Below are 12,643 nucleotides of genomic sequence, written 5' to 3'. Positions count from 1 at the left end.
ATATTCACGGGAAAATATTTAAAAATACTCCACAGATATTAACCCGTCAGTTTTTCAGGAAGGCCTCAGTATGGAGTGTGAAGTGTGCGGGCGCAAAATTTGGGGAAAGCCCATCTCAGTTGTAATCGAAGGCACAGAGATGAAGACCTGCAAGCAGTGTGCGCGCTTCGGCAGGGAGACAAAGAGCTGGTCACGCATGCCAAGGAGGGAGCCCGGGAAAGGGGTTTCCCTGACCAGAAGGAAGTATCCCTACGGTGCCAAGCGCAAGCCAGTAATCGAGATTGTGGAGGACTACAGTCTAATAATACGCCACGCGAGGGAGGCGAGAAAACTCACCCAGGAGGACCTGGGCAGAAAGATAAATGAGAAGGTGTCTGTAATAGCGCGCCTCGAGTCCGGGAGGATGAAACCCAGCGTGGAAATTGCAAAGAAGCTTGAAAGGGCGCTGGACATAAAACTCCTGGAGGAGATTTCTGAAGAGGGGGAGTACTCCGCCTCGGGCGAGGCCAAAGGAGAACTCACAATTGGCGACATAATAAAGATAAAGAAGAAGGGGTCGTAGCTATGCTAAAACGAGAGGAAATTCAGAAAATCGCCGCAAACTATGATGGCGAGATTACCATAGGCATCTTCGGCTCCCACTCTGCCAAGGAGATTGGGATTGCTGCAAAGGCGGCAGGCTTTCGCACTGTAATTGTGGTGCAGAAGGGCAGGGAGAAGCTCTACACCACCTACAACCGCCACCTCTATGACGAGATAATAACAGTGGAGCGCTTCAGGGATATGCTCAACCAGGAGGTGCAGGAGCGCCTCCGCGAGCTCAACACCATCTTTATACCCAATCGCTCCTTTGCGGTGTATGTGGGTTATGACGGAATCGAGGGCGAGTTCCGCGTGCCCCTCTACGGCAACCGCTTTATCCTCCGTGCCGAGGACCGTGAAGATGAGCGCGGACAGTACTACCTGCTTAAAAAGGCAGGTATTCGCACGCCAAAGCACTTTGAAAAGCCGGAGGACATAGACAGGCTGTGCATCGTAAAGGTGCAGCAGGCAGCCAACCCGCTGGAGAGGGCATTCTTCTATGCCGATTCGCCTGAAGACTACTATCGCCAGGCTGAGGAACTCCTCAAGCAGGGAATAATAAACCAGGAAACGCTCAGCAAAGCAAGAATAGAGGAGTATGTGCTCGGCGCAAGGTTCAATGCCAACTTCCAGGGCTATGCCCTGGAGGACATATTTGGCGATTTTGACCTGGTGGGCTTTTCAGACAGGAGGCAGGTCAACCTTCAGGGATTCCTCAATCTCCCGGCAAGGGACCAGCTGAAGATTCGCGTACCTGTGACCAACGAGGAGATAGGTCACTACGGCATAACAATGCGGGAAAGCAAGCAGCACCTTGTCTACGATGCCGCCTACCGCTTCCGCAGAGTGGTAGAAAAGGAGTACCCGCCCAAGATGATAGGTCCCTTCTCCCTCCAAGGGGCAATAGCGTATTCGCCCCAGGACAACAAAACCCTGGAATTTGTGGTCTTCGACGTCTCGCCGCGTGTGCCCGGCGACCCCGCGATGGGGCCCACATCGCCGGAGATGCGCAACCTCAGCCTCAAGTACCGCCGGAGAATAGAGGACCCCCTTGACCTTGTCATGATGGAAATTGAAGAGGCCGTGAAGATTCACAGAGTTGAAGAGATTGTTACGTAGGTGAGGACATGCTTAAAAGAGAGGATATTCTGGAAATCTACAGAGGCTACGACAGAAGCAGGATTAAGATAGCCACGATTGGCAGCCACTCTGCGCTCCAGATTCTCAAGGGGGCGAAGGAGGAAGGCTTTGGCACCATTGTGGTGTGCAAACGCGACCGCGCTGATCTCTACCGTCGATTTCGTGTGGCGGATGAGATAATAACCCTCGAGAGCTACTCTGAGGTAACCTCAGAGAAAACGATGGAGAAGCTTCGAGAGCGGAATGCCCTGCTGGTACCCCACGGCTCTCTGATCGCATATGTGGGTGTGGACAACATAGAGGATAAGCTCACCGTACCTCTGCTGGGCAACCGCCACATACTGCGCTGGGAATCTGACCGCTCCATGGAGAGGCAGTGGCTTACAAGGGCGGGGATAAAGATGCCCAAGGAGACAAAGGACCCCCGGGACATAGACAGGCTCAGCCTTGTGAAATTCCCCGGCGCTCGCGGAGGAAGGGGCTACTTCATCGTGGGCAGCTACAAGGATTTCAAGAGAAAGTCAGAGCGACTTATACGCCACAGAAGAATTACCCGCGAAGACCTTGAGAGAGCGACGATACAGGAGTATGTGCCCGGGGTAAACATGTACCTGTCCTACTTCTACTCTCCCCTAACAGACGAAATGGAGCTCTTTGGAATAGACCGCCGCTACGAAGCGAACATCGACGGCCTAACCCGCATCCCTGCGATTGACCAGACAGGGGCGTATATTGAGCCAAGCTATGTGGTCGTGGGAAATGCCCCCCTGGTAGCGAGGGAGTCGCTTTTACCACGCGTACTTGAGATGGGCGACCGCCTGGTGGAGGTCTCTAGAGAGATTGCCCCGCCGGGTATGCTTGGCCCCTTCTGCCTTGAAACCATGGTTACACACAACCTGGAGTTCATAGCCTTTGAAATCTCAGCGCGCATCGTCGCGGGAACGAATCCATTCATCTCGGGCTCGCCCTACAGCTATCTGTTATACGGCGACAACATGAGCATGGGCAGACGCATAGCGCTGGAACTTCGCCTGGCACTGGAGCAGGATAAGGAGGAGCTTCTCATAACCTGAGGAGACCCTATGCCCCTTATCAGATACCTTCTCCTGCTGCGCAGACATGCGTGGTTCCTTTTAGGCACAGGGTTTGCCTTCTTTTTCCTCTTCTTCTATCTCTCGGGGTACATAATAAACAGGATGAAGCAGGACATCCTGCCCGAGAGCGCTAGGCTGATCGCCACAGGGATGCTTGAGACGGTTATGGTGAAGTTCCAGATAGCACTGGTGCTCACAATTATTGCCCTTATACCCATTGCTGCCTTACTCATCCTCAGAACACTGCGCTTCAGACTGAGGCTGGGTGTGGCGCTCTGGCTGCTCGCAGGTATTGCCCTCCTCCTTCTCGGGTTTGGCTTCACATACCTTCTGCTCCTACCCACGGCGGTAAAGGTGCTCACGTCACTTACCACTGAAGCTGGAATACTTGCCTACTACAGCATAAACCAGTTTATCTTCTTTGCTTTTCTGACAACAGTTATCTTCAGCCTGCTCTTTGAACTCCCCCTCGTGGTCACCTGGCTGGCGCTTCGCGGCTTGGTGAGCGTGGAGTCGTTAAAACAAAAGCGCAAGTTTGTTTATGTTGGCATTGTAACTCTGGCTGCAGTTATAACCGCTGACCCCACGCCAATGAGCCAGCTTCTCCTCTCATTCCCCTTAATAGTACTCTATGAAATGAGTATTTTAGTTGCAAGCTTCCTATTAAAAATTAGGGAATAAGTCTCCAGTTGCCCTCCTGGAGGGACTTCTGGAGCTTCTTAAGCTTTGTGGCATCCAGGTCATATTTTCTCAGCAGAGACTCCTCTGACTTCACAAGGATGCTAATTAATTCGTCAACACGCAATCTGAGCTTCATTCTTCTTCCCTTTAAAATATTTCTATAGATTGCTTAAGATATAACCACTGCAAACTTTGCTGTTATATACGGAAAAGGGAAGATATGCAGCTGTGCCTCGATTTTTGAGAGCTTGTAGCAGGCGATAGCAAATATGGCTGCCTGTACCACTCCCACTGCAGTATGCAGAGGGGTCTCGAGGAACCGCACCCTAATATTTATTTACCTCCCTCGTCCTAAAACTGCCCATGGCCTACATATGCATCGCCCACAAGAAGGACCTCGATGGTTTGGGGAGTCATGCAATAATGCGCAGATTCGCCAGTGATGCAGGCGAGGAGATAATACATTATTTCGCTGACTACGACGACCTTGCGGAGATTATTGTGAAGCTGAGCAGAGAGGTTAAAGGAGAAAACGTGGTAATCGCAGACCTGGGGTACAACCCCAAGGTGCTCTCTGCCAGAGGTGCCCTTGAGAGGCTGTGCGAAGCCAGCCAGGTAATCTGGATAGACCACCACGACTGGCAGGGTGGGGAGGAGATTATGAAGCTGAGGCTTCGCTTTATCCACAGCACAGAACTCTGCGCCGCTGAGCTTGTGCAGCGGGAGTTCATGCCTGGTGATGAGGTTTCAATGGAGATAGCACGCCTCGCCCATGCCCATGACTTCCGTGAGAGCAGTGAGCTTGCCTGGAAGCTCTACGATGTCATCTCCTCGGGTTACGATAAGCTCAGCTTTGTTGAAGCCCTCGCTAAAGGCGAGTTCTGGAATGAGGAGTTTGAGGAGGCCTATAGGCAATATCAGAATGCGAAGCAGAAGGGCTATGCCTACATCGATGAGCATATGGAGATTTTCAATATCAGCGGCTACACCTGTGCCATGGCGCTGTCCAAGAAGTACCTGAGCTCAACCCTTGCCTCCCTCTACCTTCAGGAGAAGGGTACAGACTTCGTGGTCGTGGTCTACCCTGACGGCAAGCTGAGCTTCCGCAGGAACAGCTCAGAGGTAAACCTGCGGAAGATTGCACAGCTCTTTGGCGGGGGAGGAAGAGACGTCGCAGCAGGGGCGAAGATTGATAGAGAAGTCACAGAGGAGAACTATAAGGAGGTGTTCAGGGAGATTGTGAACAGGATAGCCGGGAGCGGGGTGCTGGGGTGATGGAAAGCTCACAGGAATTCTGGCATATGTTATTGTGGGATTTAATTTAAAGTGGGATTTATGGGCGAAGTGGAAATTATTGGAGAGATGGACGCGAAGGGAAGGATTGTAATACCAAAAGAAATCAGAGATATGTTGAGCATAAGACCGAAGGACAGGGTCAAACTAAAGGTGGTCGAAGCTATGCACAGGAAGTCCTTTCTAAAGGAGTGCACAGGGGCACTGGAAGGCGAAGGGGATGCAGTAGAACTCCTGCATTCTGAATCTCCACTGAGGGTTAAGTTCAAAAGGTGACTGCATGAGGTATATTGATACCAGCATACCTCTATGCGTTATGACCGGCGAGCCCAGGGAACTTTATTCCAGGTGCGTGGAAATAATGGGGAGGGTCGAAAGGGGTGAAGAAAAGGTATCGACGAGCGTTTTGACGGTAGCTGAGATAAAATTCATCTTGGAGGGTCGAGAGAAGCTCAACGACCGAAAGGCGACGGATATGGTGCTCTCATTTTTAGACTGCCTCGGGCTGAAGCTGCTGGATGTTGAAGCTGGCGCATGCAGAGAGGCGGTGGAAATTTCAGCGAAGTTTGGACTTGATTTTGTTGATGCGTACAATGTGCTTACCATGAGGCGAAATGGAATTAAAGAAATTTACTCCCTGGATGGGCACTATGATATCTTCAAAGATATCCAGCGAAAGGTTTAGTTTTAAGTTGATGCTGAAGTACCACAACACCTCTGCACCTGCAAAAGGTTTTTACCCTCCCACTGAAAAAAGAGATAATGCCTATGTACAGAGATGAAGAGCTTCTGGGGAAGGAGGTTATAGACGCTTCCGGCGAATTCCTGGGCGAGGTGCTGGAGATAACCATAGTGGACGATGCGCCCTGCATGCTCGTTGGCGAACGAAAATTCCTGGCCTCAAAGGAGAGGATAATAAACACCACTGCGGTTAAGGTGCCCTACTACGAGATCGCCTCTGCCGACGACGTTATAATACTCAAAAAGAGCAGGGAAGAGCTTCGCCTTCTCTAGGGTTTTCTCCTGAGCTTGCGCATCAGCCCATGCTTCCTCATCAGCCTTCTCGCATGGTAGACCAGGTTTATCAGAATCAGCCCCATTATCAGGGTCACAAGAAGCTCAATCAGGTAATCCGCCGCCTTCATCTTTCATCCTCCACTATGTCGCTTGTTCCTGGAGGGAGAAATGCCTGAATATCCTCTATGGGTATGCCCTCCACCTTACTGCGCATCTCCTCACCCAGCTTCTCGGCAATCACCCTCTTTATCTGCACAGCAGTTTCCCTGCTCTTACTCCTCCCCGGGGCGAGGAGCACATACGCACTGGCTTGCGCCCTCACCGCTGAAGGAGGCCCGCCTATAACCCGGGCTTCCTCGTTCAGCACAACACCTATAGCAATGCGCACCCTGCCGATGCCGTAATTCCGTCTGCCCCGAATCACAAAGGCGCCCTTGGCCACGTACTCGCCGCTCTCGGCACGCTTGCTGACCTGCTCGGGCTTTACCCAGTACACCTCCAGGCTCGCTATTCCCTGCTTCCATGCTCTTGAGTAACTCGCTGCAAAGTCGAAGGCCTCCTGAATCGTCGTCTCTGGCACCTCTTTCCCCTCTGTCCTTATCACCACCGCCGGCGCACCGTGAATATCAGCATGTACAAATATATCATCCTTACCCATATGCCTCTTCACAAGCACCTCATTACTCACCGCATCCCTTCCGCCGAGCACCAGAAAGCCATCGCTTGAAACAAACCAGCGGAACCTCTCGTACCACTCCTTCTTCCTCTTCACCCTCTTCTGGGGTGCCCTGACCTTGCTCTCGAAGGCTTCAACACCCCGCGCCTTGAACTCCCTGATCTCCTTCACAGTCCTGAGCACAGCCTCCCTTGCCCCTATCGCCTTATTCCTGAGCTTCTTGCTCCTCTCATAGAAAAACTCGGCATTCTCAGCGGCGCTCTTCCTTATATCCAGGGGCACCTCCATGCCGCCCAGTGAGAGCACCACCCTGCCACGGTTCGGGGCAATCCTCTCTATCAGCGCAGCCTCCTTCACCTTACCCCTGCCCTGCTTTATCCTGCCCTCTATCTCCTCCCAGGAGTACCTCTCCCTTGCACTTCTCAGCGTGCTGAGAATGCGCTCCACATCCTGAAAGTGAAGGTAAATTGCATCCCCCATGGCGTGCAGCTCCTTCTCCTCCCGCAGGTACCTCTTTATTGTACTGGTCTGCGACTTAAGGCGGGAGAGCAGACGGTTGAGCTCGGCCCTATACCTCTCCTCCCGCTGCCTCTCTATCCTCTCCACCTCATACTTTGTAAAGTACTCGTCCAGCGCCAGGTTGAAGCTCTCAAAGCTCTTTCTCTCGTGCTGGGCATAGATTTTCAGGGGCACAGGGGTCAGGTCGATGGCAACACCTGCGTCGAACACCACCTCAGGCTTCTCCACCCCTACCCTCGCCCTGAGCTCCTCCAGCGCCGCTCTGATCCTCTCCGCCTCCTCAGCACCTATCTCCCTGAGATTTTTATCAACACCCGCACGAAGACAGACCTCCTCTGCATAGAGCCCGCCCAGCCCTAAGTCCATGGCAAGGGCACGCACCAGGTCGCCTTTGGACTCGCGCACAATGTTTGCAATCTCCTCGGCACTCAGCTCAAAGGGGTTTGCCCGCGAGGGTGGAAGCCGGTACCTGGCCCTGCCAACAAGCTCCCGCGTGGAGTAGCGCTTCGGCATCATGACCGCAATAATTGCATTCTCCTCGTCTGTCAGCAACACATTCCCCTTACCGAACAGCTCTGCAATCAGGCTGTACCTCCTATCCCCCCTTACCCTAAAGCTCAGCACCACAATCCTGTCGAAATCCACCTGCTCAATCTTCTCAAGCACCGCACCCCTGAGATGCTTGCGCAGGGCCATGGCAAACATGGAGGGCTGCCTGGGTGCAGGCCTGGGATAGGCGGTGAGGTGAATCCTCTTCCCGGCCTCTATCACCAGGTCCTCCCTCCCTCTACCCCTGACGTTGAGCGCAACCCTCAGCTCACTCGGTGTGGGTTGAAAAACTTTATTAACCCGGGCACCTATTATCTCCTGAAGTTCTCTCACTGCAGCGAAGATATCGAAGCTGCTCATACTGGTCTTCATAACACCACCGGAGGTTTGTACAATGGAACATGAAATAGAGAGGAGGATAAGCCTGATTCACGTCCTAGTGGGCGCCATCATGGGCGTAGCCTCGCCCTACCTATTCACAGGAACCTTAACCTTTGTCTCAGTAATTATTGTGGGCTTTCTGATAGCATATCCATTCTTCTATATAACCCGCAAAATTTTTAACCTTTCCGAAAAGGAGTTCACGCTGAAAGACTGGGCCGTCAAGGGCTACCTCTACTTCTTTGCTACATGGATTCTTGTATGGATTCTTGTCTACAACTACATATACCTATCAGCCTAAAATAGAATAAAAAAAGATTAAAAAACAAAAAAGAGGGCTTCAGCCGAAGAGTGCTCCCAGTCCCTCGAGAGCCTCCTCTTCGCTGGGCTCTTCCTTCTTCTCTTCCTCCTCTTCTGCAGGGGCAGCCTCTTCTGCCGCAGCAGGCGCAGCCGCCGCTGCTGGCGCCGCAGCCACAGACGCAACCGCAGCCTGCTTTATAGCCTCGTCTATGTCAACATCCTCAAGCGCGGCGACCAGGGCTTTAACCCTGGCATCGTCAACATTCGTCTTCGAAGCTTCAAGCACCGCCTTGATGTTCTCTTCATTTATCTCCTGCCCTGCAGCGTGGAGAAGCATAGCAGCGTAAACATATTCCATTTCTTCACCTCCATTATCCGAACAGTGCTCCTAACCCTGCCGCAGCCTCCTCTTCGCTCGGCTCTTCCTCCTTCTCTTCCTCCTCAGTCTCTGCTGGCTCTTCCTTCGCTGGCTCTTCGCTTGGAAGCGTAGCAACTGCCTGAGTAGCGCTGAGCTTTTGCCTGAGCTCCTCGTCAAGGGCTGCGTCGCTGAGTTTAGACGCCAAGGATAACATCTGCAAGTAGGCTCTCGCCACAAGTTTATCCATGATGTCCGGCTCAGGTACAGCCGCCTCCAGTGCAACCGCAAGCGCCTCGCGGTACGCCTTGGCGATTGCAAGAGGAGCCGTCTCCCTGGTGAGGAAGCCAGAGTTGATGCTCAGGTTGACTGCCTGCTGGTATGCAAGGGCCAGCTTTGCCTTTACCTCATCCTCATCTATGTGCAGCACATCCGGCAGGAAAACAGTGCCCGCCTCATAGGCTGCGATAAGGTCAAGGCCAACCTCCATGGGCTCTATGCCCAGGCGGTTGAGGATTCCCGCCAGCTTTGCATCCAGAACATCGCCAGCCTTCGCAACAACGGCATCTTTCTTCACAGCTATTTTGCCGCCCTTTATCTCAGTCTGAATGCCCAGCGACTGGAGTTCGCCAAGCAGCGGACCTGGGGCAAAGGGTGTCTCGCCTTTGGGTACGACTATGTCGCGAGGAGCTATGGTGTTGGGTTTGGCTGGAGCAGGTACCTTGTTCTCCTCCAGTATCTTGTATAACCTGAACGGGTTGATTCTCGAAAATATCAATGCTGGTTGACCCTTAAGCATGTCTTTTAAACCTTCGAGGCTCTTCTCCTCCTTGGCTGCCTTCTCAATCGCATGGCTCATTATAGACTTCCGGGACATCTTGATGAGGACATCGCCTCTCAGCTTAGCCCGCATCTTCTGAAGCGTCCTCGCAGGTATGTTCTCCATATTCACTATGCCAACAACTGGATAATCGCGTATAAGCTTTACCAGCTCTTCAACCATCTCCAGCTTCCACTTAGCCACGGCATGCGAAGCCTGCATTTCTATACCTCCACCCTTACGCTCGGTCCCATGGTGGTCTTGATGTAGACGCTCCGTATGTTGTTCATGCCCTTCTCCAGCTTTCTATCCAGGTGGGTGAGCACCGCCTCAGCATTTTGAGCTATATCCTCGTCGCTCATATCCTCGCTTCCAACTGCTACATGAATCACCGGCTTGTCCTTTGTGCGAAGCCTCACTGTTCGCCTGAGCCTCTCTACTATCGCACCCAGAGGCGCATTTGGCGGCACTGGCTTTGGCATCTTTCCACGAGGACCAAGCACAGGGCCCAGGAACCTGCCTATGGTGGGCATGAGTTCAGCCTGAGCGATAAAGAAGTCTATATCGTTAGCAATCTTTTTCGCTTTCTTCTTGTCCTTTGCAAGCTCCTCAAGCTCCTCCTTGGTTATCACCATGTCCGCATGCTCCTTGGCGGCGTGAGCAAGCTCGTCGCCAGCAATAACAGCCACCTTAACGGGCTTGCCCCTGCCCTTGGGGAGAACAACCTCTTCATTGATCCTGTTCTCTGGTTTGCTCATATCTATGTCGCGCAGATTTATTGCCAGATCAAAGCTCTGGGTAAAGTTGCGCTTTTTCGAGGCTTTTCTGGCCTCTCCTACAGCCTTTACTATCTTCTCTGTAGTAATCGCCATTCCTTCACCCCTTTAACTTGTCGTCGTATTTGCCCTCGTCTATCTCACGCTGTACCTCTTTCGCTGGTTTGCCCTCAACGGTAACCCCCATGGAGACGCAGGTTCCAAGAATCTCCTTGGCGGCTGCCTTCAAATCACCTGCCAGCATTGAATCACGCTTCAGGCGCGCTATCTTCACCACCTGCTCCAGGGTGAGGTTGCCCACTATGTCCATCTTGGCGTCGCCGGAGCCCTTCTCTATGCCCAGCTCCTTAATTATAAGCGCGCTGGTTGGTGGGGTGCCAACCTCTATCTCGAAGGCCTTTGTCTTGGAGTCGACTATAACCTTAACCGGGACCTTCATTCCCGCCAAGTCCTTTGTCTTCTCGTTAATCGCCGCCACAACAGCAGAGATGTTGACCCCGAGAGGGCCGAGGGCAGGACCCAGAGGGGGTCCCGGCGTTGCCTTGCCGCCATCAACGAGAGTCTCAACCACCTGTTTCACTTTCCGATGCCTCCTTTCTAATCACCTTGATGCTCTCGCCCTTCACCGTAACAGGGATAGGTACAGTAGCCTCAAAGAGTTCAACTGTGATCTCCTCCTTCTTCAGGTCAACCCTGACCACACGCGCCTTCTCACCCTTAAAGGGTCCGCTTATCAGCTCCACGATGTCGCCCTGTTCCACCTTGGTTACCATTGGCTTGGGCTCGAAGAACCTCTCAATATCGCTGACTGAGAGCTCACCCTGGACAATGCCCTTTCCGTGGGCAACGCCACGCAGCGCCTTCTCTATTTCCGTCTTGTCCTTTGACTCAACAAGTATGTAGCCCCTTATGTCATGGGGTACGAGCACCGCATAGACCTCAAAACCCTCCTTCTCTATCCTGGCGCCCATCATATCGGCTACATTTCTTTCCTGCCCTATTGTTGTACGAACTGCATAAATCTTTGAATCCATGACCTTCACCGAGTTAAAAATTTAAAAACAGGCTTAGGTAGAATCCACATTTATTCTATATAAACTTTTTGTATGGATAATTTACTTGAGCAGGGAACTCCCCACATGAATTATCATGCGTATGAGAAACGCCAGTGCACCTATGAGGATTATACCCGCGCCCGTGACCTTGGCAACACTCAGATACTCCTTCTTCCGGGGCTTCCGGGAGAGTTTTATGACGCGGTTCCACTCCTTTATCCTCTCATTGAGCCTGAGCTTCCGAACCACTGCAACCTGTGCCATTTTACATCAATCCAGAAAGTCTATTCCCAGCTTGGACTTAAGGTCCTCCCTTTCCTCCTCGACAAAGCTGCCCTCTGAGCCGAGTATCTGCTTTGAGCGCACCCCGGTAACGACCAGCATAACGCGAAGAACGCCCTTGAGGTCGTCCTCTATCTGCGCACCCCAGATTATATTTGCCCTCGGGTCAAGACGCTCTGAGACAACCTGAACCACCTGCTGCGCTTCTGATAAAGTCAGGTCCTCGCCGCCCACCACATTGATAAGCGCACCCTTTGCGCCGGTTATGTCCACATTCAGCAGTGGGCTGTTAATAGCCTTCTCTATGGCCTCTACTGCGCGGTTCTCTGTATCGCTCTCACCCATGCCTATCATCGCAACGCCGCCGCCTTCCATAACGGCACGCACATCCGCGAAGTCCAGGTTTATGAGCCCTGGCTTTGTAATCAGCTCTGCTATGCCCTTCACTGCACGCACAAGTATCTCATCTGCAACCTTAAATGCCGCCGGCAATGGAAGGTTAGGAGCTATCTCAAGCAGCTTGTCGTTGGGGATAACTATGACGGTGTCAGTCTCCCTGCGCAGCTTCTCAAGGCCCATCTCGGCGTTGCTTCTCCTGCGCATGCCCTCCATGGCGAAGGGGAATGTAACTATCGCAACGGTGAGAGCACCCAGTTTCTGAGAGATGTTGGCGATTACAGGAGCACTCCCTGTACCTGTGCCTCCTCCCAGCCCGCATGTTATGAACACAATGTCGGCACCCTCAAGCCCATACTTGATTTCCTGCTCGCTTTCCTTCGCAGCCTCCTCACCAATCTGGGGCACCGAACCGGCGCCCAGCCCACCTGTGAGTTCCTTACCTATGAGCAGCTTCCTGTGCGCATTTGTATGGAGCAAATCCTGAGCATCTGTATTAACAGCTACGGTCTCGGCCCCCTCTATGCCAACTTCCATAAGACGAGTCATGGTGTTGTTTCCTGCACCCCCTGTGCCCACCACTGCAATCCTCGCCTTGGTCTGTGACAGAATATTCTCAAGCTCATCGTCTATTCTGGCTCCTCCCGTTACAGGCGTCCCTTTCTGAGAACCTCTACCAGCCCTCTTTATGGCTTCCTCAATGATGGTATCCAAAGCGATTCCTCCT

At 52.6% G+C, this 12,643-nt stretch carries 19 protein-coding genes; 9 read left to right on the top strand and 10 right to left on the bottom strand.

Annotation, left to right across the window (positions count from 1 at the left end):
* Positions 1-70: 70 nt before the first annotated feature.
* Genes ACXJJW_RS03200 through ACXJJW_RS03185 form a run of 4 tightly spaced genes read left to right on the top strand, consistent with a single transcriptional unit; the run spans position 71 to position 3,497 of the window.
* Positions 71-562 carry a multiprotein bridging factor aMBF1 gene (locus ACXJJW_RS03200; protein ID WP_456474284.1) on the top strand — a complete coding sequence of 164 codons (492 nt, stop codon included), beginning with the start codon at positions 71-73 and terminating at the stop codon, positions 560-562.
* 2 nt (positions 563-564) lie between these two features.
* Entirely contained in the window at positions 565-1,701 is a 1,137-nt protein-coding gene (locus ACXJJW_RS03195) for a formate--phosphoribosylaminoimidazolecarboxamide ligase family protein (RefSeq protein WP_456474283.1), read from the top strand.
* 8 nt (positions 1,702-1,709) lie between these two features.
* Positions 1,710-2,795, top strand: coding sequence for a formate--phosphoribosylaminoimidazolecarboxamide ligase (locus tag ACXJJW_RS03190; RefSeq protein ID WP_456474282.1), 1,086 nt, complete (start codon positions 1,710-1,712; stop codon positions 2,793-2,795).
* Positions 2,796-2,804: 9 nt separating this feature from the next.
* Positions 2,805-3,497, top strand: a complete 693-nt coding sequence (locus ACXJJW_RS03185; protein ID WP_456474281.1) for a twin-arginine translocase subunit TatC — start codon at positions 2,805-2,807, stop codon at positions 3,495-3,497.
* On the opposite strand, the gene ACXJJW_RS03180 is transcribed toward ACXJJW_RS03185, so the two are convergent.
* Positions 3,487-3,633 carry a hypothetical protein gene (locus ACXJJW_RS03180; protein WP_456474280.1) on the bottom strand — a complete coding sequence of 49 codons (147 nt, stop codon included), beginning with the start codon at positions 3,631-3,633 and terminating at the stop codon, positions 3,487-3,489. The genes ACXJJW_RS03185 and ACXJJW_RS03180 overlap by 11 nt on opposite strands.
* A gap of 227 nt (positions 3,634-3,860) precedes the next feature.
* Here ACXJJW_RS03180 and ACXJJW_RS03175 point away from each other — a divergent pair, with 227 nt between their 5' ends.
* The 4 genes from ACXJJW_RS03175 to ACXJJW_RS03160 all read left to right on the top strand — a co-directional run bounded on the left by ACXJJW_RS03175 (position 3,861) and on the right by ACXJJW_RS03160 (position 5,804).
* Positions 3,861-4,772: a DHH family phosphoesterase gene (locus tag ACXJJW_RS03175; protein WP_456474279.1), complete on the top strand. Its 912-nt coding sequence runs from the start codon at positions 3,861-3,863 to the stop codon at positions 4,770-4,772.
* Positions 4,773-4,832: 60 nt separating this feature from the next.
* Positions 4,833-5,066, top strand: coding sequence for an AbrB/MazE/SpoVT family DNA-binding domain-containing protein (locus ACXJJW_RS03170; protein ID WP_456474278.1), 234 nt, complete (start codon positions 4,833-4,835; stop codon positions 5,064-5,066).
* Positions 5,067-5,070: 4 nt separating this feature from the next.
* Entirely contained in the window at positions 5,071-5,475 is a 405-nt protein-coding gene (locus ACXJJW_RS03165) for a type II toxin-antitoxin system VapC family toxin (RefSeq protein WP_456474277.1), read from the top strand.
* A gap of 77 nt (positions 5,476-5,552) precedes the next feature.
* Positions 5,553-5,804 (top strand): PRC-barrel domain-containing protein, encoded by a 252-nt coding sequence (locus ACXJJW_RS03160; RefSeq protein ID WP_456474276.1) that lies wholly within the window; start codon positions 5,553-5,555, stop codon positions 5,802-5,804.
* On the opposite strand, the gene ACXJJW_RS03155 is transcribed toward ACXJJW_RS03160, so the two are convergent.
* A complete protein-coding gene (locus tag ACXJJW_RS03155; RefSeq protein WP_456474275.1) occupies positions 5,801-5,935 on the bottom strand; it encodes a hypothetical protein in 135 nt (44 codons plus the stop codon). The genes ACXJJW_RS03160 and ACXJJW_RS03155 overlap by 4 nt on opposite strands.
* Positions 5,932-7,923, bottom strand: a complete 1,992-nt coding sequence (gene rqcH, locus ACXJJW_RS03150; protein WP_456474274.1) for a ribosome rescue protein RqcH — start codon at positions 7,921-7,923, stop codon at positions 5,932-5,934. Before rqcH ends, ACXJJW_RS03155 begins: the two co-directional genes overlap by 4 nt.
* A 22-nt stretch (positions 7,924-7,945) precedes the next feature.
* Between rqcH and ACXJJW_RS03145 the strand changes: the two genes are divergently transcribed.
* Complete coding sequence (locus tag ACXJJW_RS03145; protein WP_456474273.1) at positions 7,946-8,233, top strand: EMC6-like membrane protein; 288 nt, start codon at positions 7,946-7,948, stop codon at positions 8,231-8,233.
* Positions 8,234-8,272: 39 nt separating this feature from the next.
* Here the strand turns inward: ACXJJW_RS03145 and rpl12p are convergent, their stop codons facing one another.
* From rpl12p to ftsZ, 7 genes are all read right to left on the bottom strand, one after another.
* On the bottom strand, positions 8,273-8,590 hold the full coding sequence (gene rpl12p / locus ACXJJW_RS03140; protein ID WP_456474272.1) for a 50S ribosomal protein P1: 318 nt from the start codon (positions 8,588-8,590) through the stop codon (positions 8,273-8,275).
* 13 nt (positions 8,591-8,603) lie between these two features.
* Positions 8,604-9,629, bottom strand: coding sequence for a 50S ribosomal protein L10 (locus tag ACXJJW_RS03135; protein WP_456474271.1), 1,026 nt, complete (start codon positions 9,627-9,629; stop codon positions 8,604-8,606).
* Positions 9,630-9,631: 2 nt separating this feature from the next.
* Positions 9,632-10,279, bottom strand: coding sequence for a 50S ribosomal protein L1 (locus ACXJJW_RS03130; protein WP_456474270.1), 648 nt, complete (start codon positions 10,277-10,279; stop codon positions 9,632-9,634).
* Positions 10,280-10,283: 4 nt separating this feature from the next.
* Positions 10,284-10,763, bottom strand: coding sequence for a 50S ribosomal protein L11 (locus ACXJJW_RS03125; protein ID WP_456474269.1), 480 nt, complete (start codon positions 10,761-10,763; stop codon positions 10,284-10,286).
* Entirely contained in the window at positions 10,747-11,217 is a 471-nt protein-coding gene (locus ACXJJW_RS03120) for a transcription elongation factor Spt5 (RefSeq protein ID WP_456474268.1), read from the bottom strand. Before ACXJJW_RS03120 ends, ACXJJW_RS03125 begins: the two co-directional genes overlap by 17 nt.
* Before the next feature lie 81 nt (positions 11,218-11,298).
* The gene (locus tag ACXJJW_RS03115) at positions 11,299-11,502 is read right to left on the bottom strand and encodes a protein translocase SEC61 complex subunit gamma (RefSeq protein ID WP_456474267.1); all 204 of its coding nucleotides are present in this window, start codon (positions 11,500-11,502) and stop codon (positions 11,299-11,301) included.
* A gap of 6 nt (positions 11,503-11,508) precedes the next feature.
* On the bottom strand, positions 11,509-12,630 hold the full coding sequence (ftsZ, locus tag ACXJJW_RS03110) for a cell division protein FtsZ (RefSeq protein WP_456474266.1): 1,122 nt from the start codon (positions 12,628-12,630) through the stop codon (positions 11,509-11,511).
* Positions 12,631-12,643: the final 13 nt, after the last annotated feature.

This window comes from Candidatus Pyrohabitans sp., from assembly GCF_054014795.1.
This window is presented reverse-complemented; position numbering and strand designations above follow the sequence as displayed.

What these genes read in the sequence shown, in the direction of transcription:
- ACXJJW_RS03195 (WP_456474283.1), top strand. Translation starts at nt 565, where the DNA reads ATGCTAAAACGAGAGGAAATTCAGAAAATCGCCGCAAACTATGATGGC.
- ACXJJW_RS03175 (WP_456474279.1), top strand. Translation starts at nt 3,861, where the DNA reads ATGGCCTACATATGCATCGCCCACAAGAAGGACCTCGATGGTTTGGGG.
- ACXJJW_RS03170 (WP_456474278.1), top strand. Translation starts at nt 4,833, where the DNA reads ATGGGCGAAGTGGAAATTATTGGAGAGATGGACGCGAAGGGAAGGATT.
- ACXJJW_RS03200 (WP_456474284.1), top strand. Translation starts at nt 71, where the DNA reads ATGGAGTGTGAAGTGTGCGGGCGCAAAATTTGGGGAAAGCCCATCTCA.
- ACXJJW_RS03160 (WP_456474276.1), top strand. Translation starts at nt 5,553, where the DNA reads ATGCCTATGTACAGAGATGAAGAGCTTCTGGGGAAGGAGGTTATAGAC.
- ACXJJW_RS03185 (WP_456474281.1), top strand. Translation starts at nt 2,805, where the DNA reads ATGCCCCTTATCAGATACCTTCTCCTGCTGCGCAGACATGCGTGGTTC.
- rpl12p (WP_456474272.1), bottom strand. Translation starts at nt 8,590, where the DNA reads ATGGAATATGTTTACGCTGCTATGCTTCTCCACGCTGCAGGGCAGGAG.
- rqcH (WP_456474274.1), bottom strand. Translation starts at nt 7,923, where the DNA reads ATGAAGACCAGTATGAGCAGCTTCGATATCTTCGCTGCAGTGAGAGAA.
- ACXJJW_RS03130 (WP_456474270.1), bottom strand. Translation starts at nt 10,279, where the DNA reads ATGGCGATTACTACAGAGAAGATAGTAAAGGCTGTAGGAGAGGCCAGA.
- ACXJJW_RS03190 (WP_456474282.1), top strand. Translation starts at nt 1,710, where the DNA reads ATGCTTAAAAGAGAGGATATTCTGGAAATCTACAGAGGCTACGACAGA.
- ACXJJW_RS03135 (WP_456474271.1), bottom strand. Translation starts at nt 9,629, where the DNA reads ATGCAGGCTTCGCATGCCGTGGCTAAGTGGAAGCTGGAGATGGTTGAA.
- ACXJJW_RS03115 (WP_456474267.1), bottom strand. Translation starts at nt 11,502, where the DNA reads ATGGCACAGGTTGCAGTGGTTCGGAAGCTCAGGCTCAATGAGAGGATA.
- ACXJJW_RS03180 (WP_456474280.1), bottom strand. Translation starts at nt 3,633, where the DNA reads ATGAAGCTCAGATTGCGTGTTGACGAATTAATTAGCATCCTTGTGAAG.
- ACXJJW_RS03155 (WP_456474275.1), bottom strand. Translation starts at nt 5,935, where the DNA reads ATGAAGGCGGCGGATTACCTGATTGAGCTTCTTGTGACCCTGATAATG.
- ACXJJW_RS03165 (WP_456474277.1), top strand. Translation starts at nt 5,071, where the DNA reads ATGAGGTATATTGATACCAGCATACCTCTATGCGTTATGACCGGCGAG.
- ACXJJW_RS03145 (WP_456474273.1), top strand. Translation starts at nt 7,946, where the DNA reads ATGGAACATGAAATAGAGAGGAGGATAAGCCTGATTCACGTCCTAGTG.
- ACXJJW_RS03120 (WP_456474268.1), bottom strand. Translation starts at nt 11,217, where the DNA reads ATGGATTCAAAGATTTATGCAGTTCGTACAACAATAGGGCAGGAAAGA.